Annotated in this window: 9 protein-coding genes; 5 read left to right on the forward strand and 4 right to left on the reverse strand. The window is 74.1% G+C overall.

The window, feature by feature from the left end:
• Positions 1 to 4 precede the first annotated feature (4 nt).
• A complete protein-coding gene (locus IEZ08_RS14135) occupies positions 5 to 397 on the forward strand; it encodes a nuclear transport factor 2 family protein (protein ID WP_189242281.1) in 393 nt (130 codons plus the stop codon).
• A 7-nt stretch (positions 398 to 404) separates the two neighbouring features.
• Here the strand turns inward: IEZ08_RS14135 and IEZ08_RS14140 are convergent, their stop codons facing one another.
• Positions 405 to 1,664 (reverse strand): ArgE/DapE family deacylase, encoded by a 1,260-nt coding sequence (locus tag IEZ08_RS14140; protein ID WP_229803100.1) that lies wholly within the window; start codon positions 1,662 to 1,664, stop codon positions 405 to 407.
• A gap of 2 nt (positions 1,665 to 1,666) precedes the next feature.
• Complete coding sequence (locus IEZ08_RS14145) at positions 1,667 to 2,614, reverse strand: methionyl-tRNA formyltransferase (protein ID WP_068928013.1); 948 nt, start codon at positions 2,612 to 2,614, stop codon at positions 1,667 to 1,669.
• 170 nt (positions 2,615 to 2,784) lie between these two features.
• Here IEZ08_RS14145 and IEZ08_RS14150 point away from each other — a divergent pair, with 170 nt between their 5' ends.
• A complete protein-coding gene (locus tag IEZ08_RS14150; RefSeq protein ID WP_068928012.1) occupies positions 2,785 to 4,128 on the forward strand; it encodes a lysine N(6)-hydroxylase/L-ornithine N(5)-oxygenase family protein in 1,344 nt (447 codons plus the stop codon).
• 75 nt (positions 4,129 to 4,203) lie between these two features.
• Here IEZ08_RS14150 and IEZ08_RS14155 read toward each other — a convergent pair whose 3' ends face one another.
• A complete protein-coding gene (locus IEZ08_RS14155; protein WP_084780801.1) occupies positions 4,204 to 5,361 on the reverse strand; it encodes a FecCD family ABC transporter permease in 1,158 nt (385 codons plus the stop codon).
• A 2-nt stretch (positions 5,362 to 5,363) separates the two neighbouring features.
• Positions 5,364 to 6,365, reverse strand: a complete 1,002-nt coding sequence (locus IEZ08_RS14160; RefSeq protein ID WP_068928011.1) for a FecCD family ABC transporter permease — start codon at positions 6,363 to 6,365, stop codon at positions 5,364 to 5,366.
• 272 nt (positions 6,366 to 6,637) lie between these two features.
• Here IEZ08_RS14160 and IEZ08_RS14165 point away from each other — a divergent pair, with 272 nt between their 5' ends.
• The 3 genes from IEZ08_RS14165 to IEZ08_RS14175 all read left to right on the forward strand — a co-directional run bounded on the left by IEZ08_RS14165 (position 6,638) and on the right by IEZ08_RS14175 (position 24,495).
• On the forward strand, positions 6,638 to 7,690 hold the full coding sequence (locus IEZ08_RS14165; protein ID WP_068928010.1) for an iron-siderophore ABC transporter substrate-binding protein: 1,053 nt from the start codon (positions 6,638 to 6,640) through the stop codon (positions 7,688 to 7,690).
• Between the two features lie 63 nt (positions 7,691 to 7,753).
• Entirely contained in the window at positions 7,754 to 24,268 is a 16,515-nt protein-coding gene (locus tag IEZ08_RS14170) for a non-ribosomal peptide synthetase (protein ID WP_229803101.1), read from the forward strand.
• Positions 24,265 to 24,495 carry an MbtH family protein gene (locus IEZ08_RS14175; RefSeq protein WP_068928008.1) on the forward strand — a complete coding sequence of 77 codons (231 nt, stop codon included), beginning with the start codon at positions 24,265 to 24,267 and terminating at the stop codon, positions 24,493 to 24,495. Before IEZ08_RS14170 ends, IEZ08_RS14175 begins: the two co-directional genes overlap by 4 nt.
• The last annotated feature ends 23 nt before the right edge of the window (positions 24,496 to 24,518 follow it).

Here is a 24,518-nt window from a genome sequence, read left to right on the forward strand (position 1 = left end):
AGACATGTCCGCAGACTCCACCGTGGACCTGGAGGAGAGGTTCCACGCCTTCCTCACCCGGTCCCCCCACGAACTGGGTCTCGGCCGGGAGGATCCGGCGGAGATCATCGACCGGTACTACACCCCCGACATCGAATACTGCAACGACGGCGTCCGGCTCGACCGCGACCGGCTCATCGCGCACGTCGGGCCCGCACGCAGGAACGGGCGTGAGCTCGAGATCGAGGTGCGGGAGGCCCTGGTCCGCGGCGACCGGGCCGCCGCCCGCTACACCCTGCGCGCCGTCATGCGGAAGGGGAACACCGTGGAGATGGAGATCTATCTGTTCGCCCGGTTCGCCCCCGACGGGCGCATCCGCCGCGTCGACTCGATCACCCGGACGATCCCGCGGAAATGAGCGGGACTCAGCCGGTGCCGCAGTGGTCGAGGGCGAGCAGGGCGAGGGTCCGGGCGGCGGTGACGACCTGAGCGACGGGCACGGACTCGTCGGGACCGTGCGCGAGGTCGATGTCGCCGGGGCCGTACTGCACGGTCGGGATGCCGCCGAGCCCGGTGAGCAGCCGCAGGTCGCTGCCGTACGGGGCGCCCCAGACCGCGGGCGGGTCGCCTGCCGCCGCCGTGTGCGCCCCGGTCAGCCGGGCCAGCAGGCCGCCGTCGTCGGCGGGCAGGCGGCCGGAGGCGTACTGGCCGCCCCACCACTCCACCTCGACCGGGTGGGCGGACAGCCAGTCGTCGGCCGCGCAGGCGTCCGCGACCGCCTCCTCCAGCGCGCGCCGGGCGTCCTCCACGGGCTCGTCGAGCGCGATCCCGAGCCGTCCCTCCGCCACCAGCTCGCCGGGGACCGAGGAGGACCAGTCACCGGCGCGCACGGTCCCGATCTCGATCGCGTACGGCAGCGTCCAGCGCCGCATCAGCGGGTCCACTTCGGCGTTGCGCCGTGCCTCCAGTGCGCGCAGCGCAGCGAAGACCGGCCAGAACTTCTCCACCGCGCTCACCCCGGCGTCGCGGCGGGCGGCGTGCGCGGCCCTGCCGGGGACCCGCAGCCGGAAGGTCAGCGCTCCCGCGTTGGCGGGCACCACATCCAGGCCGGTCGGCTCCGGGATCACACAGGCGTCGGCCCGCCAGCCGCGGCGCAGCAGGGCGTAGGCGCCGAGCCCGCCGTCCTCCTCGCCCGCCACGCAGGCGACGAGCACGTCGCCGCGCAGCCGCGCGCGGAGCAGGACGCGGACCGCGAACAGCGCGGCGACCAGGCCGCCCTTCATGTCGCAGGCGCCCCGGCCGTACAGCGTCCCGTCCTCGACCCGGCCGCTGAAGGGGTCGTCGCTCCAGGCGGCGGGGTCGCCGGGCGGGACCACGTCCACGTGCGCGGTGAACATCAGGGAACGGCCGCCGCCGACGCCGGGCAACCGTCCGACCAGCCCCGACGCCCGGGAACGCGGCACCTCCATGCCCGGGAACCCCGGCTCGGCGGCCAGCTCGTCCACCGGGACGGGCCAGTGGTCGACCTCCAGGCCCTCGGCACGCAGCCAACGCGCCAGCCGGTCCTGGACGCCGGACTCGCCGGCGGTGCCCCCGACGCTCGGGATGCGGACCAGCTCGGCCAGGAGCTCGGTCATGGCGGCCGTCTCGCTCTCGACCGCGGCGAGGACCTCGTCGGCGTCCACGTTCAGGGCTGCCGGGTGAGGTAGCCGCCCATGGTGCGGAAGACCGCGGTGGCGGGCAGGTCGGTGCCGTCCTCGGTGCGGACGCGCTCGATGACCAGGCCGCGGCTGCGTCCCCGGCGGGCCTCCGCGCCGGCGACGATGACGACGCCGTCGCCCTCGCGGATGAAGACGCGCCCGGGGGTGCCGCCGTAGATCCCCTCGGAGACCGATGCTTTCAGCACGCGGACGCGCTCGCCCCGGTAGTAGGTGAAGGCGTTGGGATACGGGTCGGACTGCGCCCGGACGAGCCGGGCGATGTCCTCGGCCGGCCAGGTCCAGTCGATGTTGCTGTCCTCGATGGACCGCTTGTGGAAGAAGCTGGCCTTGGAGCGGTCCTGGGGGGTCCAGTCGGTCCGGCCGGAGGCGATGAGTCCGAGCGCCTCGGTGACGACGGGCTCGATCAGGTCCACGGTCCGGTGGAACAGGTCGGTGGCGGTGTCCTCGGGCCCGACCGGGACGGCCCGCTGGAGCACGATGTCCCCGGCGTCCAGCTCCTCGTCCATCATGTGCGCGGTGACCCCGACCTCCTTCTCGCCGTTGATCAGCGCCCAGATCAGGGGGGAGAACCCGGCGTAGGCGGGGAGCAGGGAGTCGTGGACGTTGAGCGTGCCGTGCCGGGGGAGGTTGAAGATCTCCGGCGGGATCCACGTCCGCCAGTTGTTGGCGACGATGAGGTCCGGGCGGGCCTCCTTGAGCCGGAGCATCAGCTCCTCGTCGTCGGGCCGGTTGCGCAGCAGCACCGGGACGCCGTGCTCCTCGGCCAGGTCGGCCACCGAGTCGCTCCAGATCCTCTCGTAGGCGTGATCGCTCTTGGGATGCGTCACGACGAGCACCACCTCGTGCCCGGAGCCCAGGAGTGCCTGCAATGTGCGATGGCCCCAGGTCTGGTAGCCGAACATCACGATCCGCATGGTGCCTCCTTGTTAGGGAGAGGAGCAGAGGTTAGGCTCGCTTTAATTAGGTGAGCCTAACCTAATCGATATATCTGCTCATTGGAAGCCCGTTCCTCGCACACTCTGGCTGTCCGTGTGCCGCCCGGGTTTCCCTCGTGTCACATGTCCGGCTCCTGGAAAGGCGTTAGATGTCCCCCTCGGAGAACCATGTCCACGACCTCGTCGGTATCGGGTTCGGACCGTCCAACCTCGCTCTGGCGATCGCGCTCCAAGAGCACGAGACGCAGACGGGCCGGCCGATCGACGCGGTGTTCCTGGAGAAGCAACCGGCGTTCGGATGGCACCGCGGCATGCTCCTGGAGGGCGCGACCATGCAGGTGTCCTTTCTGAAGGACCTGGTCACCATGCGGAATCCGACGAGCGAGTTCAGCTTCCTGCGCTATTTGCAGGACCGGGGGCGGCTGGCCGATTTCATCAACCACAAAACGATGTTTCCCTCGCGAATGGAATTCCACGACTATCTTGAGTGGGCCGCCGCGCCCTTCGCCGACCGGGTGGAGTACGGGTCGGAGGTCGTCGCGGTCACCCCGGTCGTCGTGGACGGTGCGGTCGAGTGCTTCGACGTGGTGATACGGCGCGGCGGCGGCGCCGACGAGCTGACCATCCGCCGGACGCGCAACCTGGTGATCGCCATTGGGCTGGAGCCGTTCCTGCCCGAGGGCGCGGTGAACGACGAGCGCGTCTGGCACAGCGAGGAACTCCTGACCCGGGTCCCCGCGCTGCGCGACCCCAGACGGATGATCGTGGTCGGGGCCGGGCAGAGCGCCGCCGAGGTCACCGACTACCTGCACGGCTCCTTCCCGGAGGCCGAGGTCTGCGCCGTCTTCGCCAAGTACGGCTACACCCCCGCCGACGACAGCTCCTTCGCCAACCGCATCTTCGACCCCGTGGCGGTCGACCACTTCTACACCTCCCCCGACGAGGTGAAGGAGATGCTGCGGAACTACCACGCCTCCACCAACTACTCGGTGGTCGACCTCGACCTCATCGACGAGCTCTACCGGCGCCACTACCAGGAGAAGGTGCGCGGCACCGAGCGGCTGCGCATCTTCAACGCCTCCCGGCTCGCCGGCGTCGCCGCGGACGGGACCTGCCTGCGGGTCACGGTGGAGTTCCTGCCGACCGGGGAGCGCACGGAGCTGGAGGCCGACGCGCTGGTCTACGCCACCGGCTACCGGCCGGGCGACCCCCTCACCCTGCTCGGCGAGGCGGGCGCGTACTGCCACCGGCTGCCCGGGGGCGGCCTGCGGATCGGCCGCGACTACCGGGTGGCCACCACCGAGGCGATGCGCTGCGGCATCTACGTCCAGGGCGCCACCGAGCACACGCACGGCATCACCTCGACGTTGCTGTCGGCCACCGCCGTACGGGTCGGCGAGATCGTCCGGTCGATCGACGGACGGCTGCACGGCGCCGACCACGGCGAACGGGACGATCGGAGCGACCGGGACCGCTACGCGTTCCGGCGCTGAGCGGATCCCGGCGCATCGACCGGACCCCGGCCCCGGCGTGCCGGCCGGGGTCCGGCGGCGGAAGGGACCGGGCGACTAGAGGGTCCGCTCGGCGCGGGCGAGCTGCCACATCAGGAACGGCGCGCCGAGCACCCCGGTCACCACGCCGACCGGCAGGACCATGTCGGTCAGGAGGCGCTGGCTGATCAGGTCGCTCACCAGCACGATCACCGAACCGGTGAGGGCGGCGGCGGTGACCGGCGGGACGGCGGCGCGGGCCAGTCGCTGGGCGATCTGGGGCGCGGCCAGCGCGACGAACAGGACGGGGCCGGCCGCCGCGGTGGCGAACGCGGCGAGCGCGGCCCCGCACAGCATGACGATCATGCGGGTGCGCTGCACCGGGGCGCCCAGGGCGACGGCCACCTCGTCGCCCAGGTGCAGGGCCCGCTGGAGCCGTACCAGCAGCAGGACCAGCGGGACCAGTACGGCCAGGGCCAGGGCCAGCGGCCGCGCGTGCGCCCAGCCGCGATCGTTGAGGCTGCCCACGAGCCAGCCCAGCACCCGCTGCGCCTGGTACACCTCCGCCCGGCTCACCAGGTAGTAGGTCAGGCTGACGCACATCCAGCTGACCCCGATGCCCACCAGCACGATCCGGTATCCCGTGGTGCCCCGGTTCCAGGCCAGCAGGTAGATCAGCAGACCGGCGGCGAGGGCGCCGCCCAGCCCGAGCGTCTGCGAGGAGAGGCCGGGCCCGGCACCGGCGACGATCCCGGCGGCGACGGCGGTGCCGGCCCCCTGGGTGATGCCGAGCATGTCCGGGCTGGCCAGCGGGTTGCGGGTGACGGACTGGAAGATCGCTCCCGCCATGCCGAACGCGGCCCCGGCGAGCAGGGCCACCGCGGCCCGGGGCAGCCGCAGCTCCTGGACCACGAACACGGCGGCGGTGTCGTCTCCCGCCCCCCACAGCGCGGGCACCACGTCGGGCAGCGGGACGGTGTAGTCGCCGGTGCCGACGCCGACGGTCAGGCAGAAGACCAGGAAGACGGCGGCGGCCATGGCGAGCCAGAGCAACGCCAGCCGGAGGCTCAGGGTGCCGGAGACGGCGGACCCGGCCAGGCGGAACGCGACGCGGCCGTGGGAGCGGGCGACGGTCAGGAAGGGCGCGGCGGAGGACGCGCCGGAAGACGGCGGCGAGGGGGCCGCGGAGGGGGTTGGGGAGGGGGTCGGGGGCGTCGGAGACGCGGGCGAGGGCATGATCACAGCTCCGCGAGTCGGCGGCGGCGGACCAGGGCGATGAAGAACGGCGCTCCGAGGAACGCCGCGACCAGGTTCACGTCGATCTCCTGCGGGCGCGCCACGACGCGCCCGATGATGTCGCCCACGAGCAGCAGGCACGGCGCGAGCAGCATCGAGGCGGGCAGCAGCCAGCGGTGGTCGGGGCCGGTGATCATGCGGGCCACGTGCGGCACCACCAGTCCGACGAAGACGATCGGGCCGGTGACCGCCACCGCCGCGCCGGTCAGCAGGGTGACCGCCACGGCGACGCGCAGGCGGACCGCGCCGACCCGGTGCCCCAGCGCGGTGGCGACGTCGTCACCGAGGGAGATGCTGTTGAGGGCGGGCGCGGCGCTCAGCGCCAGGAACGCGGCGAAGGCGATGAAGGGCAGGACCTTGAGCAGCACCTCGAAGTCGTGCCCGGTCAGGGACCCCGACGACCAGTAGCGGTAGCGGTCCAGGGCCTCCGGATCGGTCAGCGCGATACCGCTGGTCAGCGAGTCCAGCAGGTAGGTGACCGCGACTCCGGCCAGGGCCAGCTTGACCGGGGAGGCGCCGCCCCGGCCCCGGCTGCCCAGCAGGTAGACCACGACGGCGGCGATCGCGGCGCCGCCGAAGGCGAACCAGATGGAGGTCAGCAGCCCGCTGAGCCCGAGCACTCCGGCGGCCACGACGGTGCCGAGGGCCGCGCCCGCGCTGATCCCGAGCAGCCCGGGGTCGGCCAGCGGGTTGCGGGTGAGGCCCTGCATGATCGCCCCGGCCAGGCCCAGCGCGGCCCCGGTGAGCACGGCGACCAGGGTGCGGATCGTCCGGGTACCCCGGACGATGGCCTCCACCTCGGCGTCGAGCTGCGGATGGCCGGGGTCGGTGAGGGCGCGGATCACCTGATCGAGGGGGATGGCCCGGCTCCCGATCGCCAGGGAGAGCAGGCAGAGGGCGACCAGGGCCCCCGCCGCCGTGATGATCAGCAGCGGACGCCGCACGCGCCGGGTTCCGTGCGGAGGCGTTGTTCTCGGGGAGATCACGAAGGTCCCATCTGGCCTTTTAGGCAAGGCATACCTTACTTACCTTGAGGATGCAAGCCTTGCGAGATCATTCGTCATAGGTAAGGCTTACCTTAGTGTGACATGTTGATCTATCCGCGGTGGTCTGTCGTGCCGGTACGGCGTGTGCTCCATCCGGTTCGGCGGCCTCGTGATCCGGAGGAACCCCAGAGGCCGACCCTGGACGTCGGCCAGAGCCCGAAGAGGAAACGATGTTCCATCGCCCCACGTCCGCTCCAGGCACCCGGCTCGTCAAGCGTCTCCTGCAGGCCCTCACCGCGCTGGCCCTGACCGCGGTCGCCGCCGGCTGCGGCGCGGACCGGCCCGCCGACCGGGCCGGGACCACACCGGCGGCCTCCGCGTCCGCGCCGGCCACGGGGGCGGCCTTCCCCGTGACGGTCGAGCACATGTACGGCACGACGGAGATCAAGAAGAGGCCGGAGCGGATCGTCACCTTCGGCCTCAGCGACCATGAGCCGGTGCTGGCGCTCGGCTACAAGCCGATCGGCGTGGTGGACTGGTTCCAGCGGACCCCGTTCACCGACTGGCCGTGGACCAAGGACGTCTGGGGAGGCGCCGAGCCCACGGTCCTCGGCCTGCGCGAGGACGGCGTCAAGTTCGAGAAGCTGGTCGCGCTCAAGCCCGATCTGATCTTCGCCATGTACTCCGGCATCCAGAAGGAGCACTACGACCAGCTCTCGAAGATCGCTCCGGTGGTCGCCCAGCCCAAGGGCTACGACCCCTACGCCGCGCCGTGGCAGGAGATGACCCTGCTGGCCGGGCGCGCCCTGGGCGAGGAGACCAGGGCCAAGGAGCTCATCGCCGGGATCGACGAGAAGTTCGCCCGGGTGCGCAAGGAGAACCCGCAGTGGTCGGACATGACCGCCGTCGCCGCCGACAGCTTCAAGCCCGGACAGTACTCGGCCTTCCAGAAGGGTGACCCCAAGTCGGCGTTCCTGGCCGAGATGGGCTTCACCATCCCCGAGGAGATCACCGAGAAGGCGGGCGCGTCCAACGTCGCCGAGTTCGGCTCCGAGGGCCTGAACATGCTGGAGGTCGACCGGCTGGTCTGGCTCACCACCGGCAGGGAACCCTGGGAGCGCATCAAGAACGACAAGGTCTACAAGGAGCTGAAGGTCGCCAAGGAGGGACGCGACCTCTTCCTGACCTACCAGGACCCGCCGATCGGTGCGGCGCTGTCCTTCAACACGGTGCTCAGCATCCCGTACGCCATCGATCAGGTCACGCCGCTGATCAAGAAGTAGTCCCGCATCCGGCGACACCGACGACATCCGACGACATTCCCCGGTGGCGGGGCACGGGAAGGCATGGAGACGATGGTCGAGGACGGACGTGCGCTGCCGCTGACCGGGGCGCAGACCGGGATCTGGCTGGCCCAGCAGATCGAGCCGGACAGCCCGGTGTACAACATCGGCTGCTACGTGGAACTCTCCGGCTCCGCCGGAGAGGAGAACGCCTCCGCCGGAGAGGAGAACGCCTCCGCCGGAGAGGAGAACGCCTCCGCCGGAGAGGAGAACGCCTCCGCCGGAGAGGAGAACGCCTCCGCCGGGGAGGGCGCCGCGCCGGAAGGGTCCGACCTGCGGGATGGGCCCGAGGCGGTGGGCGGGCCCGACGTGACGCGCCTGGCCGCCGCGGTGCGCCGGGCCGTACGGGAGGCCGAGGCCCTGCACGCGGTGTTCACCGAGGTGGAGGGCCGTCCCGTCCAGACCCCCCGCCTCCCCGGGGACTGGGCGCCCGCCGTCCTGGACCTGACCGGTGAGCCCGACCCGGAGGCGGCGGCCCACGCGTGGATGGACGCCGACATGGCCCGGGTCGCCGACCTCGCGTGCGGCCCCCTGTTCACCCACGCGCTGCTGCGGATCGGCCCCCGCCGGGTCTGGTGGTACCAGCGCTATCACCACCTGCTCACCGACGGGTACGGAATCCTGCAGATCACCGCCCGGACCGCCGAGCTGTACGGCGCGGAGCTCGCGGAGCTCGGGAAGTCCGGGGACGGCGTCCCGGCCGCGCGTGACTGGTCGCTGAGGAGCCTGGTGGCCGGCGACACGGCCTACCGCGGTTCGGAGCGGTACGCGGCCGACCGCGAATTCTGGCACGACCGGCTCGCCGGTCTGCCCGATGAGCCCGCCCGCCTGGTGGAGTGCCCGCCCCTCCAGGCGGCCCGGACCCTCCGGCGCACCGTGGAGCTGTCCGCCGAGCGGGCCGAGCGGCTGCGCGAGGCCGCCGCCTCCGCCGGGGTCAGGCTGTCCCGCCTGGCCATCGCGGCGATGGCGGCCTACCTGCACCGGGTCACCGGCGAACAGGACGTCGTGCTCGGCCTGCCGGTGACCGGCCGGGTGGACGCCGCGCTGCGGGACACGCCCGGCCTGATGTCCAACGTCCTCCCGCTCCGTCTGGCCGTACGGCCGGACACGACTCCCGCCGAGCTCGTCGAGGCGGTCGCCGGGGACCTCCGCGAGATGGCCGCGCACGCGCGCTACCGGGGCGAGGACCTGGCCAGGGAACTGGGACGCCCCGAGGGCCTGCGCGCCCTCATCGGTCCCACCGTCAACGTCATGCCGTTCCACGGGGAGTTCCGGTTCGGCACCCTCCCCGGCGTCATCCACTACCTGTCCCTCGGCCCGGTCACCGACTTGTCCGTCGCCGTCTTCGACCGGCCCGCCGGGCAGGGCCTGCGCGTCGTCTTCGACGTGGACGCCGCCGTCTGCGGCCCTGAGGAGCTCGCCGCGCACGAGCGGCGTTTCCTGACGGTGCTGGAGGCGATGGCCACCGCCCTGACCGGCGCTCCGGACCGGCCGCTGGGCGTCATCGACCTGACCACCGACGACGAGCGCCGGTTGGTGCTCGACCGGTTCGCCGGAACCCTGCCCCCGGTCCAGGAGCTGTCGTGGACCGCGGCGTTCGAGCGGCGGGTCGCGCACGCGCCGGACGCGCTCGCCCTGATCTGCGAGTCGGAGCGGCTGTCGTACGCCGAGCTGAACGTCCGGGCCAACCGGCTGGCCCGGCTGCTGCGCGCCCGCGGGGTCCGCGCCGAGGACGTCGTCGCGGTCGCCGTGCCCCGCTCGGCCGACATGGTCGTCGCCCTGCTCGGCGTGATGAAGGCGGGCGCCGCCTACCTCCCCCTCGACCTGGACCACCCGGCGGACCGGGTGGCGTACATGATCGAGGACGCGCGGGCCCGCGCCGTCGTCTCCGTGACGGAACTCGCCGGAGAGCTTCCCGAGCTTCCCGAGCCCCGCGACGCCTGTGACCCACGCGAGCCTCGCGGAGCTCGCGAGACCTCCGTCCCCCGGCTGCTCCTGGACGACCCCGCCGTCGTCGCCGAGCTGGCCGGCCTGGAGGACACCGACCTCACCGACCTGCCCGACCTGGCCGGCCCGGGTCTGGACCGGGCGGCGTACGTCATCTACACCTCGGGATCGACCGGCCGCCCCAAGGGGGTCGTGATCTCCCACGACGGCATCGGCAGCCTGATCCTCACCGCCACCGAACGGCTCGGCGTGGACGCCGCCAGCCGGGTCGTGCAGTTCGCCTCGATCGGGTTCGACGTCGCCGTCTGGGACCTGGTCATGTCCCTGTGCGTGGGCGGTACGGCGATCATCGTGCCCGCCGGGCGGCGCGTCGCCGGGGAGGAGCTGACTGGGTACCTCGCCGAGCACCGGGCCACCCACATGATCCTGCCGCCGTCGCTGGTGGCCGCGCTCCCCGCCGAGTGCGAGCTGCCCGAGGGCGGGGTGCTCGTGGTGGGCACCGAGGCCGTCCCGGCCGAGCTGATCGCCCGGTGGGGGCGGCGCATGCGGGTCGTGGTGGCGTACGGCCTCACCGAGGCGACGGTCAACTCCACGCTCTGGCTCGCCGACCCCGACCTGCCGGGCCCGGTGCCGATCGGCGTCCCCGACCCGGGGACCCGCTGTTACGTGCTCGACTCCGCGCTGCGGCCGGTGCCGCCCGGCGTCGTGGGCGAGCTGTACGTCGCGGGACGCGGGCTGGCCCGCGGCTACCACGGCCGCCCCGGCCTCACCGCCGAGCGGTTCGTCTCCGACCCGTTCGGCGCGCCCGGTGACCGCATGTACCGCACCGGGGACCGGGCCCGCTGGCGCCCCGACGGGAACATCGACTTCCTCGGCCGCGAGGACGGCCAGCTCAAGATCAGGGGCTACCGCATCGAGCCCGGCGAGGTCGAGAGCGCCCTGATGGCCCATCCCGCCGTCGCGCAGGCGGCGGTCGTCGCGCGCGAGGACCACCGCGGCGTCAAGCGGCTCGTGGCCTACGTGACCGGGAGCGAGACCCGGTCCCGGGCGGTCGATCCGGCGGAGCTGCGGAGCCTGGCGGCGAGCACGCTGCCCGACTACATGGTGCCCGGCACGATCGTCGTGCTGGACGGCGTGCTCCCGCTGACCCCGAACGGCAAGCTGGACAGGCGGGCCCTGCCGGAGCCCGAGTGGACGGCGCAGGCGGGCGGTGCCGCCCCGTCCACCCCCGCCGAGCGCGTCCTCGCCGATCTCTTCGCGGAACTGCTCGGGCTGCCCTCGGTGGGCGTCCACGACAGTTTCTTCGAACTCGGCGGCGACAGCATCGTCGCGATCCAGCTGGTGAACCGGGCCCGCCGCGCCGGACTGGTCATCACCCCCCGCGACGTCTTCCGGCTCCGGACCGTCGCCGCGCTCGCCCGTGAACGGGCCGGTCAGGCCCCGGAGCAGGTCCATGACCCCGGTGTCGGCACCGCACCGGCGACGCCGATCATCCACTGGCTGCGCGAGCTCGTGCGGTCCGTGGGTGACGGCGGGCCGATCGACGGCTTCCACCAGTCCGTGACGCTACGGGTCCCGGCGGATCTCACCGCCGAACTGCTGACCTCGGCGCTGCAGGCCGTACTGGACCATCACGGCATGCTGCGCGCCCGGCTGCGGCGGACCGACGGCTGGACCCTGGAGGTCCCGCCCCCGGGCACGATCCGGGCGGCCGACCTCCTGGAGCGGGTCGAGGCCGACGTGAACCGTCCACAGGCTGTGGACGGTTCGGACGCGGCGGCCGTCATCGCCGAGCACCGCCGCCGGGCCGCCGGCAGGCTGGCCCCGGAGGAGGGGCGGATGTTCCAGGCGGTCTGGCTCGACGCCGGGCGGAGCGCCCCCGGACGGCTGGTGCTGGTCGCCCACCACCTCGTCGTCGACGGCGTGTCCTGGCGCATCCTGCTGGCCGACCTCGCCCAGGCCGCCCAGGCCCTCGCGGCGGGGCAGCCGGCCACCCTGCCGCCGGTCGGCACGTCCTTCCCCCGCTGGTCGCGGATGCTGGCGGCGGACGCGCTGACCGCCTCCCGCCGGGCCGAGCTGGAGACCTGGCGCGAGACGCTCCGCGAACCCGCCCCGCTCCTCGGCCTGCGGCCGCTGGACCCGGCGATCGACACGGCCGAGAACGAACGTTCGCTGACGGTCGCGCTGCCCGTCGACCAGACCGCCCCGCTCCTCGCCGACCTCCCGGCCGCCTACCACGGCACGGTCAACGACGTTCTGCTGACCGCGCTCGCCGTCGCGGTCGCCCGCTGGCGTCAGGACCGTCCGGCCGGCTCCGGCGTGGGCTCCGGTCCGGGCGCGGGCCGGGGACTCCTGCTGGAGCTGGAAGGGCACGGGCGCGAGCAGGACGAGCTGACGGGCGGAGACGACCCGGCGGGCGGGGCCGATCTGTCCCGCACCGTGGGCTGGTTCACCAGTGTCTTCCCGGTACGGATCGACGCGGGCGACGTCGACTGGGCGGAGTTCCGGGCCGGCGGGCCCGTCGCCGGTCGCGCGCTCAAGCGGGTCAAGGAGCAGCTGCGCGCCCTGCCCGGATCCGGTCTGGGATACGGGCAGCTGCGCCACCTGAACGGGGAGACGGCGGGAGCGCTGGCCGCCGCGCCGGAACCGCAGCTGCTCTTCAACTACCTGGGACGCTTCCGGGCGGACGGGAGCGGGGAGTGGCGGCCGGCCGACGACGCCGAGCCGCTGACGGCCGGTCGCGATCCGCGGATGCCGCTGTCGCGCCCGCTGGAGATCAACGCGGTCGTCCGCGACGGGACCCGGGGACCGGAGCTCAGCGCGACCTGGTCGTGGCCGGACGGGATCCTCGACCACGCGGGTGTCGCCGATCTGGCGGGTCTCTGGCTGGAGGCGCTGCGAGGGCTCACCGCCCACCTGGCCGCGCCGGACGCGGGAGGGCACACCCCCTCGGACTTCCCGCTGGTGGAGATCGGCCAGGACGAGATCGACGAGCTGGAGGCGGCCCCGCACGGCCTGCGGGACGTCCTTCCGGTCACACCGCTCCAGCAGGGACTGTTCTTCCACACGCTCTTCGACGAGAGCGCCTCCGACGTCTACACCGTCCAGCAGATCATCGAGCTGACCGGTGTCGCCGGGGACACAGGGAACGCCGGGGACGCGGGGAACGCTGCAGGAGCCGGACGCGACGCCGTCGACGGCGCCGCCGGAGGCGCCCTGCACCGCGCGGTGCAGGGCCTGCTGGAGCGTCATCCGCTCCTGCGCGCCGGGTTCCGGCAGCGGCCCGACGGCCGCGTGGTCCAGTTCGTCCCCGATACGGTGACCGTACCGTGGCGGGAGATCGACGCTCTGCGCCCGGAGGACGGGACGGCCCGCACTGCGGAGACGGGGCGGAGCCCGGAGGAGATCGTTCGGGCCGTCGCGGAGGAGGAGCGGGCGCACCGGTTCGACCTCGCCGCGCCGCCGTTGACGCGCGCCGTGTTCGTGCGCGGCGCGGACCGCCACTGGCTGGTCCTCACGCTCCACCACCTCGTCGCCGACGGCTGGTCGGTGCCGATCATGCTGCGCGACCTGCTCGCCGGGTACCGAGCCGGTGGGGAGGAGGCCGGCGGGGCGGGCACCGGGGCGGAACGGACCGGCGGGACGGTGGCCGACGTTCGCGCCGCGGGCTCCCTCTGCCGCGAATACTTCTCCTGGCTGAGGGGCCGCGACCGGGAGGCGGCACGCGAAGCGTGGCGGCGGGCGCTGTCCGGGCTGGAGGAGCCGACCCTGCTGGCGCGGGCCGTGCGGGGGGCCGTACCGGAGGGTGAGGCCGCGCCCGGACCGATCGGGCAGGTCCGCGCCGAGCTCACCGCGGAGCTGACCGCCGAGCTGACGGCGTGGGCGCGGGCGCGCGGGCTCACGCTGAGCACCGTCATCCAGGGCGCGTGGGGACTGCTCACGGGACGTCTCACCGGCCGCCATGACGTGGTGTTCGGCACCACCGTCTCGGGTCGGCAGGCAGCCGTCGAGGGCGTCGAGTCGATGGTGGGCCTGCTGGTCAACACGTTGCCGGTACGGGTGACGTGGCGGCCCGACGAGCACCCGGCCGACCTGCTGGCCCGCCTCCAGGACGCCCAGGCGGAGCTGCTCGACCACCAGCACCTCGGGCTGGCGGAGATCCAGCGGCTGGCCGGGTTCACCGATCCGGACACGCGGAGCCTGTTCGACACCCTCGTCGTGATCGAGAACTACCCCGTCACCGGGGACCTGCGCGCCCCCGGCGGGGCCTTCGAGATCACCGGGGTCGACATCCGCGACGCCTCCCACTATCCCCTCTCCCTCACCGTGGTGCCCGGGGACCGGCTCGACCTGCGGCTCGACTACGACACCGAGCGGTTCGACGCCGGGACGGCCGCATCGCTCCCGGCCGGGCTGATCCGGCTGCTCGAAGAGATGGTCGCGGGGCCCGACCGCCCGGTCGGCCGGTTCGACCTGCTGTCCGCCGCCGACCGCGATCGGGCGGCGCTCACCGGAGTGGTCAGACAGGTCCCGGAGGAGACGCTGGCGACGGTCTTCGCCGCGCGGGTCGCCGCCTCGCCCGGGGCCACGGCGCTGGTCTCCGGCGCGGAAGAAGTCTCCTACGCCGAGCTGGACCGCAGGGCCGGGGACCTGGCCCGGCGGCTGGCCGCCCGGAGGATCGGCGCGGGGCAGTTCGTGGCGGTGGCGGTCCCGCGCTCGATCGAAATGGTCGTCGCGCTGCTGGGCGTGCTGAAGTCGGGCGCGGCGTACGTGCCCCTGGACGTCGAGTACCCGGCGGACCGGCTGGCGTTCATGCTCGCCGACTGCGGCGCCCGCGCCGTCGTCACCACGGAGGAGACCGCCGCCCGGCTCCCCGAGGCGTACGGCGTCGAGCGCGTGATGATCGACGCCGGGGGAACCACGGCCGCCGGACGGGAACGGACCGGGTCCGAGCCGACCGGGCCGGAGAACGCCGAGCCGGCCGGACCGGAGAGCACCGAGGCGGGGACCGGATCGGGGACGCCCGTCTCGCGTCCGGCCACGCCCGGCGATCCCGCCTACCTCATCTACACGTCGGGCTCCACCGGCCGCCCCAAGGGCGTCGTCGTCACGCACCGGGCGATCATCAGCCATCTCGCGTGGGCGCAGGGCGAGTTCGGCCTGGACTCCGGCGACCGCATGCTCCAGCAGGCGTCGGCGAGCTTCGACGCCTCCGTCTGGCAGATCTTCTGGCCGCTGAGCACCGGGGCCGCCGTCGTGCTCGCCGAACCCGGCGGGCACTTCGACCCCGTCTACCTGGCCGGTCTCATCCAGGAGCGGCGCGTCACGGTCCTGGACATCGTCCCCTCGATGATCCAGGCGTTCCTGGCCACCGAGGAGGTCGCCGGTGACTCGGCGTGGGCCGCGAGCCTGCGCAAGGTCTTCGGCGGCGCCGAGGCGCTGACCGCCGGGGTGGCCCACCGCTGGCGGGAGCTGACCGGCGTGCCGGTGGACAACTGCTACGGGCCGACCGAGGCCACGGTCCAGGTCACCTGGCAGGACGGGTTCTCCCGGCCCGGATCCCGGCTGTCCGAGCCCCCGCCGCCCGGGGCCCGGACGTCCGGGGGCGAGGCCGTCCCGATCGGCGGGCCGGTCTGGAACACCCGCCTCTACGTCCTCGACGCCTGCCTGCGGCACGTCCCCGAGGGCGTGCCGGGAGAGCTCTACATCGCCGGGGACCAGGTGGCCCTCGGCTACCACGGCCGCCCCGGCCTCACCGGCGAGCGGTTCGTCGCCGACCCGTACGGCCCGCCGGGCACGCGCATGTACCGCACCGGCGACCTGGTGCGGCGCCGTCCCGACGGTGTCCTGGAGTACGCGGGCCGGACCGACCACCAGGTCAAGATCCGTGGCAACCGCGTCGAGCTCGGCGAGGTCGAGGCGCGCCTGGCGGGCGAGCCCGGGGTCGCGCGGGCCGTGGCCGCGGTCCACGGATCGGGGGCGACCGCGCGGCTGATCGGCTACGCGCTGCCGGAGCCCGGAGCCCGGCTCGACGGAGCCGCGCTCCGTTCCGCGCTGGCCGCGGCGCTGCCCGCCCCGATGGTCCCCGCCGCGGTCGTCGTGCTCGACGCGCTGCCGCTGACGCCGAACGGCAAGGTGGACCGCGCCGCCCTGCCCGTCCCGGAGGCCGCCGGAGCCGCCCGGAGGCAGGTGCGGGCGCCGCGCACGGAGCGGGAGGCGCTGCTCTGCCAGATCTTCACCGAGGTCCTGGGGATCGAGGCGGGGGCGGACGATGATTTCTTCGTGCTCGGCGGCGACAGCATCGCCTCCATCGCCGTCTCCGGACGGGCCCGCCGGGCCGGGCTGCCGCTCAGCCCCCGCGACGTCTTCGCGCACCGGACCCCGGCCGCGCTGGCGGCGGCGCTGACGGAGACGCCGCCGGGGACGCCGCCGGGGACGCCAGCGGAGGCGACGGCTGCCGGAACGCAGGCGGCCGACTCCGTTCCCGCGGCCCGGGCGGGGCAGACGGACCTGATCCGCCTGACCGCCGCGGAGGGGGACCGGGTACGGCAGGCCAGCCCCGTCCCCGTCGAGGACGTCTGGCCGCTCTCCCCCCTGCAGGAAGGCATCTTCTTCCACTCCACCTACGACGCCGGCGACGCGGACGCGGTCGACGTCTACACCTCGCAGGACGTCTTCACGTTCGCCGGGAGGATCGACGCCGACCGGCTCCGCGCGGCCTGCGCGGCGCTGCTGGCGCGCAACCCGAGCCTGCGCGCCGGGTTCACCGGCGAGGGGCTCTCCCGGACGGTGCAGTTCATCGGCGCCGACGTGCCGTCCCCGGTGCGCGAGATCGACCTGTCCCACCTGCCCGCCGCCGAGCGGGCCGAGCGGGTGGCCGCCCTGCTGGCCGAGGACCGCACCCGACGGTTCGACCTGGCGGACCCGCCGCTGATGCGGCTGCTGCTGCTCCGGCTCGGCGACCACGACCGGCTGGTGGTCACCCACCACCTGATCCTGTGGGACGGCTGGTCGGCGTGGCTGTTCCTGGAACAGCTGTTCGCCCTGTACGACAGCGCGGGCGACGACCGCGGCCTGCCCGTCCCCGGCTCCTACCGTGACTACCTCGCCTGGCTCGCCGGGCAGGACGCCGGGGCGGCGCTGGCGGCCTGGCGCGGAGCCCTGTCCGGACTGGCCGAGCCGACGCTGGTACGGCCCGCCGACGACGGCCTGCGCCCGGTGATTCCGCTGAACCTCGACGCCCTGCTCCCCGCGGAGCTCGGCGACCGGCTCCGCGCCACGGCCCGCGAGCACGGCCTGACCCTCAACACCGTGCTCAACGCCGCCTGGGGGCTCGTCCTGGCCGCCGCCGTCGGCCGCGACGACGTGGTCTTCGGCGCGGCGGTCGCGGGCCGCCCGGTGGCGGTCCCCGAGGTGGAGAACATCATCGGGATGTTCCTCAACACGGTTCCGGTGCGGATCTCCTTCGACCCGCGCGAGCCCGTGCTCGACCTCCTGCGGCGGGTGCAGGACGAGCGCGTGGCGCTGATGCCGTACGAGCACCTGGGCCTGGGCGAGCTGCAGCGGGAGAGCGGGCACCGCAGGCTCTTCGACACGCTCTTCGTGCTGCGCGACGCCGGTGGCGAGGAGCGGATGACCGCGTTCATGCGGGACAACGGCATCGTGGATGTGACCGGGATCGACGCCACCCACTACCCGCTCACCCTCATCGTGACCCAGGGCTCCCGGCTGCGTGTGACGCTGTCGTACCGGCCCGACGCGTTCGGGGCGGACGAGGCCGCCGTACTGCTGGAGCGCTACACGGCGGTGCTGGAACGCCTGGTGGACGGCCCGGCGGAGCGGACCGGCGCGCTCGACCTGCTCCTGCCGGGCGAGCGGCGGAGCCTCGGCGCGGAGTGGGACGCCACGCGGCGCCCGCTGCCCCCGGTGACCGTCGCCGAACTGCTCGCCGAGCGGGCCGCGCGCACCCCGGAGGAGACGGCCCTGGTCTTCGGCGCCGAGCGCCTGACCTACGCCGAGCTGGACGCGCGGATCAACCGCATGGCCCGGCTGCTGCTGGCGTACGGCGCCGCGCCGGAGCGGGTGGTCGCCCTGGCGCTGCCGCGCTCGGCCGACATGGTCGTGGCGCTGTTCGCCGTGCTCCAGACGGGCGCCGCCTACCTGCCGCTGGACCTGGAGTACCCGGCCGAGCGGCTGGAGTTCATGCTCCAGGACACCGTCCCGGCGTGCGTGGTGACGACCACGGCGGTCGCCGCGACCCTCCCGGACACCGGGGTGGCGCGCGTCCTGCTCGACGACCCGGCCACGGTCGCGGCTCTGGCGGAGCTGCCCGCCGGGGAACCGGCCGACGACGAGCGCCCCGCCTTCGCCCGCCACCTGCCGCACCGGCTGGAGCACCCGGCTTACGTGATCTTCACTTCGGGCTCCACCGGTCGTCCCAAGGGCGTCGTCACGCCCTACCGCGGGCTGACGAACATGCAGTTCAACCACCGCGAGGCCATCTTCGACCCGGCCATCGCGGCCGCCGGCGGGCGGCGGCTGCGCATCGCCCACACCGTCTCCTTCGCCTTCGACATGTCGTGGGAGGAGCTGCTCTGGCTGGTCGAGGGGCACGAGGTCCACATCTGCGACGAGAACCTGCGCCGCGACGCCGAGGCGCTGGTGGCCTACTGCGACCGCGAGCGGGTCGACGTCGTCAACGTGACGCCCACCTACGCCCACCACCTCATCGAGGAGGGCCTGCTCGACGGGCACCGGCCCCCGCTGGTGCTGCTCGGCGGCGAGGCGGTGTCCGAGACGGTCTGGAGCACGCTGCGGGACACCCCGGGGACGTTCGGCTACAACCTGTACGGGCCGACCGAGTACACGATCAACACACTCGGCGCCTCCACCGGCGACAGCCCGACCTCCACCGTGGGGCGGCCGATCTGGAACACCCGCGCCTACGTGCTCGACTCCGCGCTGCGCCCGGTCCCGCCGGGCACCCCGGGCGAGTTGTACATCAGCGGGGTCGGCCTGGCACGCGGTTACCACCGCAGACCCGGCCTGACCGCCGCGAGCTTCGTCGCCGACCCGTTCGGTGACGAGCCCGGCGCCCGCATGTACCGCACCGGCGACCTCGTGCGCCGCCGTCCCGACGGCAACCTGGACTTCCTCGGCCGGACCGACGACCAGGTGAAGATCCGCGGCTACCGGGTCGAACTGGGCGAGATCGGGGCGGCGCTGGAAGACCACCCGCTGGTCTCGCACGCCGCCGTCGTGGCCGACGCCTCCGGGCCGGGCGGCGCCAAGCGGCTGGTCGGCTACGTCGTTCCCCAGGACCACGCCGTTCCCCAGGACCACGCCGTTCCCCAGGACCACGCCGTTCCCCGGGACGAGCGGGCCACCGAGGGAGCCGGGACCGGGGACCTCGTCACGGTGCTGCGGGAGTCGCTGAAGGCCCGGCTGCCGGGCTACATGATCCCGGCCGCGCTCATGGTGGTGGACCGGCTGCCGCTCACCGTGAACGGCAAGCTGGACGTGCGGGCGCTGCCCCGGCCCGCGGTCACCGCCGGCGGCGGCCGGAGCCGGCCGCCGCGCTCGCCGCGGGAGGAGGTCCTGTGCGCGCTCTTCGCCGAGCTGCTCGGCGCGGAGCGAGTCGGGATCGACGACGACTTCTTCGACCTGGGCGGTCACTCCCTGCTGGCCACCCGCCTGATCAGCCGGGCCCGCGCCGCGCTCGGCGCCGAGCTGGCCATCCGGGACCTGTTCGAGGCCCCGACGGTCGCCGAGCTGGCGGCCCGGGTCGCCGCCGCCGGGGCCGTACGGCGCCCAGCCCTGGTCCCCGCGGCCGTGCGGCCCGAGGAGCCCCCGCTCTCGTCCGCCCAGCAGCGGCTCTGGGTGATCGAGCAGCTCGAAGGCCCGTCGGCTGTCTACAACTTCCCGCTGGTCATCCGGTTGCGCGGCGCGCTCGACGTCGAGGCGCTGCGGGCCGCGCTGGCCGACGTGGCGGGACGGCACGAGGCGCTGCGCACCCTCGTCGCCGAGCGGGAGGGCCGCCCGTACCAGCACGTCGTCCCGGCCGAGACCGCCCGCCCGGTGCTGGAGGTGGTCGACGCCGACGAGGAGCGGCTCGGCGAGGTCCTGGCCGAGATCCTCGCCCGCCCGTTCGACCTGGCCGCCGAGCTCCCCCTGCGCGCCACCGTCGTACGGCTGGACGCCCACGAGCACGTCGTGGCCCTGCTGCTGCACCACATCACCACCGACGAATGGTCCGACGGGCCGTTCCTGCGCGATCTGTCGGCCGCCTACGCCGCCCGCCGCGACGGGCGGGCGCCGCGGTGGGAACCCCTGCCGGTCCAGTACGTCGACTACACCCTCTGGCAGCGGGAACTGCTCGGCGACCGCTCCGACCCGGAGAGCCTGGCCGCGCGCCAGCTCGCCTACTGGGCCGAGGCCCTGAGCGGGGCGCCCGAGCAGCTCGAACTGCCGGCCGACCGGCCCCACCCGGCGCGGCCGAGCCCGGCCGGCGGGGAGCTGGTGGTCGAGCTGGACCCGCAGGACTGCGCGCGCCTGCGCGAGGTCGCCCAGCGGGCCGGGGCGAGCATGTTCATGGTGTGCCACGCGGCGGTCGCCGCGCTGCTGCACCGCCTCGGGGCCGGCGACGACCTCCCGCTCGGCGCGCCGGTCTCCGGCCGCACCGACGGAGCCCTGGACGAGCTGGTCGGCTTCTTCGTCAACACCCTCGTGCTCCGCACCGACGTGTCGGGCGACCCGACCTTCGCCGAGCTCGTCGGCCGGGTACGGGAGACCGCCCTGGCCGCCTTCTCCCACCAGGACGTGCCGTTCGAGGCCGTGGTGGAGGAACTGAACCCGGTGCGCTCGCCCGACCGCAACCCGCTGTTCCAGGTGATGGTCGGCTACCGCAACCGTACGGACGACGGCTTCGCCATGGCCGGGCTGGAGGTGCTGCCGCAACCGGTCGAGGCCCGCACGGCCAAGTTCGACCTGGTGTTCGGCTTCGCCGAGGACGCCGGGAGCGGCCGGATCACCTGCGTGATCGAGTACCGCTCCGACCTGTTCGACCGGGCCACGGTCGCGACGCTGGGCCGCCGGCTGTCCGCGCTCGTCGGCGCGGTGGCCGCCGACCCGCTGCTCCCGGTCAGCGGCGTCGACGTGCTCATCGGGGCCGAGCGGGAGCAGGTCGTCACCGGTTTCAACCGGACCGACCGGGTGGTGGCCGAGGAGACCTTCCCCGGGATGTTCCGGCGGCGTGCGGCCGAGCGCCCCGGCGCCGTCGCCGTGGTGGACGGGCCGCGCTCGGTCACCTACGCGGAGCTGGACGCCCTGTCGGACCGCATGGCCCGGCTGCTGGCCCGCTGCGGCGTGCGCGCCGAGAGCGTGGTCGGCGTGGCGGTGCCGCGCTCGGTGGAGATGGTTGCCGTGATGCTCGGCGCGAACAAGCTGGGCGCCGCCTTCCTCCCGCTCGACCTCGCCCATCCCGCCGATCGCCTGGCCTACATGCTCGGTGACGCGCGGGCGGCGGTCGTCGTGGCGACCGAGCAGGTCGCGGGCAAGGTCCCGGAGGTCGAGGGGGTGCGCACCCTGCTGCTCGACGCCCCCGAGGCCGCCTCCGCGATCGCTCCCGGGGCCGCCGGGGAACCGGCCGCGGGCGGGGCGGGCGGGCCGTTCCCGCCGGTCGCCATGGACCAGGCCTCCTACGTCATCTACACCTCGGGCTCGACCGGACGGCCCAAGGGCGTCGTCGTCCCGCACGAGGGGATCGGCAGCCTGGTGGCCACGGCCGTGGACCGGATGGGCCTGACCCCCGACAGCCGGGTGCTGCAGTTCGCCTCGATCGGCTTCGACGTGACCATCTTCGAGCTGTCCATGGCGCTGTGCCACGGCGGGTGCCTGGTGCTCGTCCCCGACGAGGCCCGGGTGCCCGGCCGTGAGCTGACCGACTTCATGAACGAGCAGCGGATCACCCACGCGATCCTGCCGCCCTCGCTGGTCGCGGCCCTGCCCGCGGGGTGCGAGCCGCCGGCGGGGGCCACCGTACTGGTCGGCACCGAGACCGTGCCGCCTGCCGTGATCGCGCGGTGGGCCGGTCACCTGCGGCTGCTGGCGGCCTACGGGCTGACCGAGGCGACGGTGAACTCGACGTTGTGGCCGGCCGAGCCGGGCTGGTCCGGGGCGGTGCCCATCGGCGTGCCCGACCCCAACACCCGCGTGTACGTGCTGGACGCGCGCCTGAGGCCGGTCCCGCCCGGCGTGCCCGGGGAACTGTACGTCACCGGTCGCGGGCTCGCCCGGGGTTACCTGGGACGGCCCGGCCTGAGCGCGGAACGGTTCGTCGCCTGCCCCTTCGGCCCGCCCGGAACGCGGATGTACCGCACCGGCGACCGGGCGCGCTGGCGTGCCGACGGCAACATCGACTTCCTCGGCCGGACCGACGACCAGGTGAAGATCCGCGGCTTCCGCATCGAGCCGGGTGAGATCGCCGGGGCGATGACCCGGCATCCGGGCGTCGCCCAGGCGGCGGTCGTGGTGGACCGGAGCGGGCGGGAGCCGAGGCTGGTCGGCTACGCGGTCCCCAGCCGCGACGGGATCGGGGACGGCACCACTTCCGGTGCCGCGGGTGCCGGGAGCGGGGCCGGAAGCGATGCTGGAAGCGGGGCCGGAAGCGGTGCCGGAAGCGGAGGCGGAAGCGGAGGCGGGGCCGGGCTTCCGCTCGATCCGGCCGGGATCCGGGCCCGCGTGGCGGAGCTGCTCCCGGACTACATGGTCCCGGCCGTCGTGGTGGTGCTCGACGGGCCGCTCCCGCTCACGCCCAACGGCAAGCTGGACCGCCGGGCGCTGCCCGCGCCCGACTGGTCGGCGCTGACCGGCGCGGCCCGCCCCGCCACCGCCCGGCAGCGGGTCCTGGCGGAGCTGTTCGCCGAGATCCTCGAACTGCCCGAGGTGGGGATCCACGACAACTTCTTCCTTCTGGGCGGTCACTCGATGTCGGCGATGCGGCTGCTGGGCCGGGTCCGCACGGTGCTGGACGCCGACCTCGCCCTGCGCGACGTCTTCGAGGCGCCCACGGTGGCGGCGCTGGCCGAGCGTCTGGCCGAGCGCCTGGGCGACCGGCTGGACGGGGCCGGGGCAGACCCGGAGGAGGCCGGGAACCGCCGGCGTCCGCGGCTGGGCCGGGGCGACAGGCCGCGGGTCCTGCCCGCGGCACCGCCCCAGGAATGGCAGTGGACGCGGTACCGGACCGGGATCGGGCGGGCCTACGACATGGCGTTCGCGCTGCGCGCACCGGGTGGCCTGGACACGGAGGCGCTCGCCGCCGCGCTGGCCGACGTCGCCGCGCGCCACGAGCCGCTCCGCACGGCTTTCACCGAGTACGGCGGGGGGCCCGGTCAGGGGCCCGCCGGACGGAACGGGCCGGCGGGCCGGGAACCGGCGGAGCCGAGCGCGGAGCCGGGCCGGGCACTCGTCCAGGAGCCCGTCGGGCAGGCGCTCGAACTCCTCCGGGTCGCCGACCTGGAGGAGGGGGTGCGCGCGCTGGCGGCCGAGGAACCGGATCTCGCCGGGCGCCCGCCGCTCCGGGCCCGGCTGCTCACCGACGGATCCGGGGCCCAGGCGCTTCTGCTGACGATGCACTACATCGGCGTCGACGAGTGGTCCGTCGTCCCGCTGATCCGCGACGTCGTCACCGCCTACGCGGCACGGCGCCGGGGAAGCGCCCCGGAGTGGAACGAGCTCCCGGTGACCTACGCGGACTACACGTCGTGGGCGCACGAACTGCTCGGCGGGGCCGGTGGGGTCGCTGAGCAGCAGCTCGGTTACTGGCGGGAGGCGCTGCGCGGGCTGCCCGCCGACCCCGCGCTGCCGTACGACCGGCCGCGTGAGCGGGGCCCGGACGGTCAGGGGACCGGTGGGCGGGGCTCCGCCGCGCGCGGCGACCACGTCGCCTTCGTGCTCGACCCGGCCCTGCACGGCGGCGTCGACGACCTCGCCGCCCGGACGGGCACCAGCATGTTCATGGTGCTCCAGGCGGCGCTGGCGACGATGCTGACCCGGCACGGCGCCGGGACGGACCTGCCGATCGCCTCGCTGGTGGCGGGCCGCACCGAGGAAGCGCTCACCGATCTGGTCGGGTGCTTCTTCAACACGGTCATCCTGCGTACGGACACCTCCGGCGAGCCGACCTTCCGCGAGCTGCTCGCGCGCGTGCGGGAGACCGACCTGGCCGCGCTCGACCGGCAGGACGTCCCGTTCGGCCGGGTGGCGCGGGAGCTCCGCCTGCCCGCGCCGAGGGTGATGCTGGTCCATCACGAGCAGGCGCGGATGGCGGAGACGGAGGACATCGGCGCGGTGTTCGAACCCGTCCCGACCGGGGCGCTCAACGCCGACCTGACGCTGAGCTTCTTCGAGCCGCGCGGCGACGGGCCCGTGGACTGCCTGCTGGAGTACGACACCGGTCTGTTCGACCGGGAGACGATCCAGCGGCTCGCGGACGACCTGGTCCGCATCCTGAAGACGGCGGTGGTCGACCCCGACCGGCCGCTGACCGGTGAGTCGAGGAGGAATGACCGTTGAGCGGCAACCCGTTCGAGGATTCCGAGGGCCGTTTCCTGGTTCTCGTCAACGACGAGGGCCAGCACTCGCTCTGGCCGTCCTTCGCCGAGGTTCCGGCGGGCTGGGAGAAGGTCTTCGGCGAGGAGTCCCGGGACGCGTGTCTGGAGTACGTGGAGACGAACTGGACGGACATGCGTCCCCGCAGTCTCGCCGAGGCCATGGAGCGGGCGGGGACCGCCCGGACCTGAGCAGGGCGCCCAACCTGTCCCGG

The organism is Planobispora rosea (genome assembly GCF_014648175.1).
GTDB lineage: Bacteria > Actinomycetota > Actinomycetes > Streptosporangiales > Streptosporangiaceae > Planobispora > Planobispora rosea.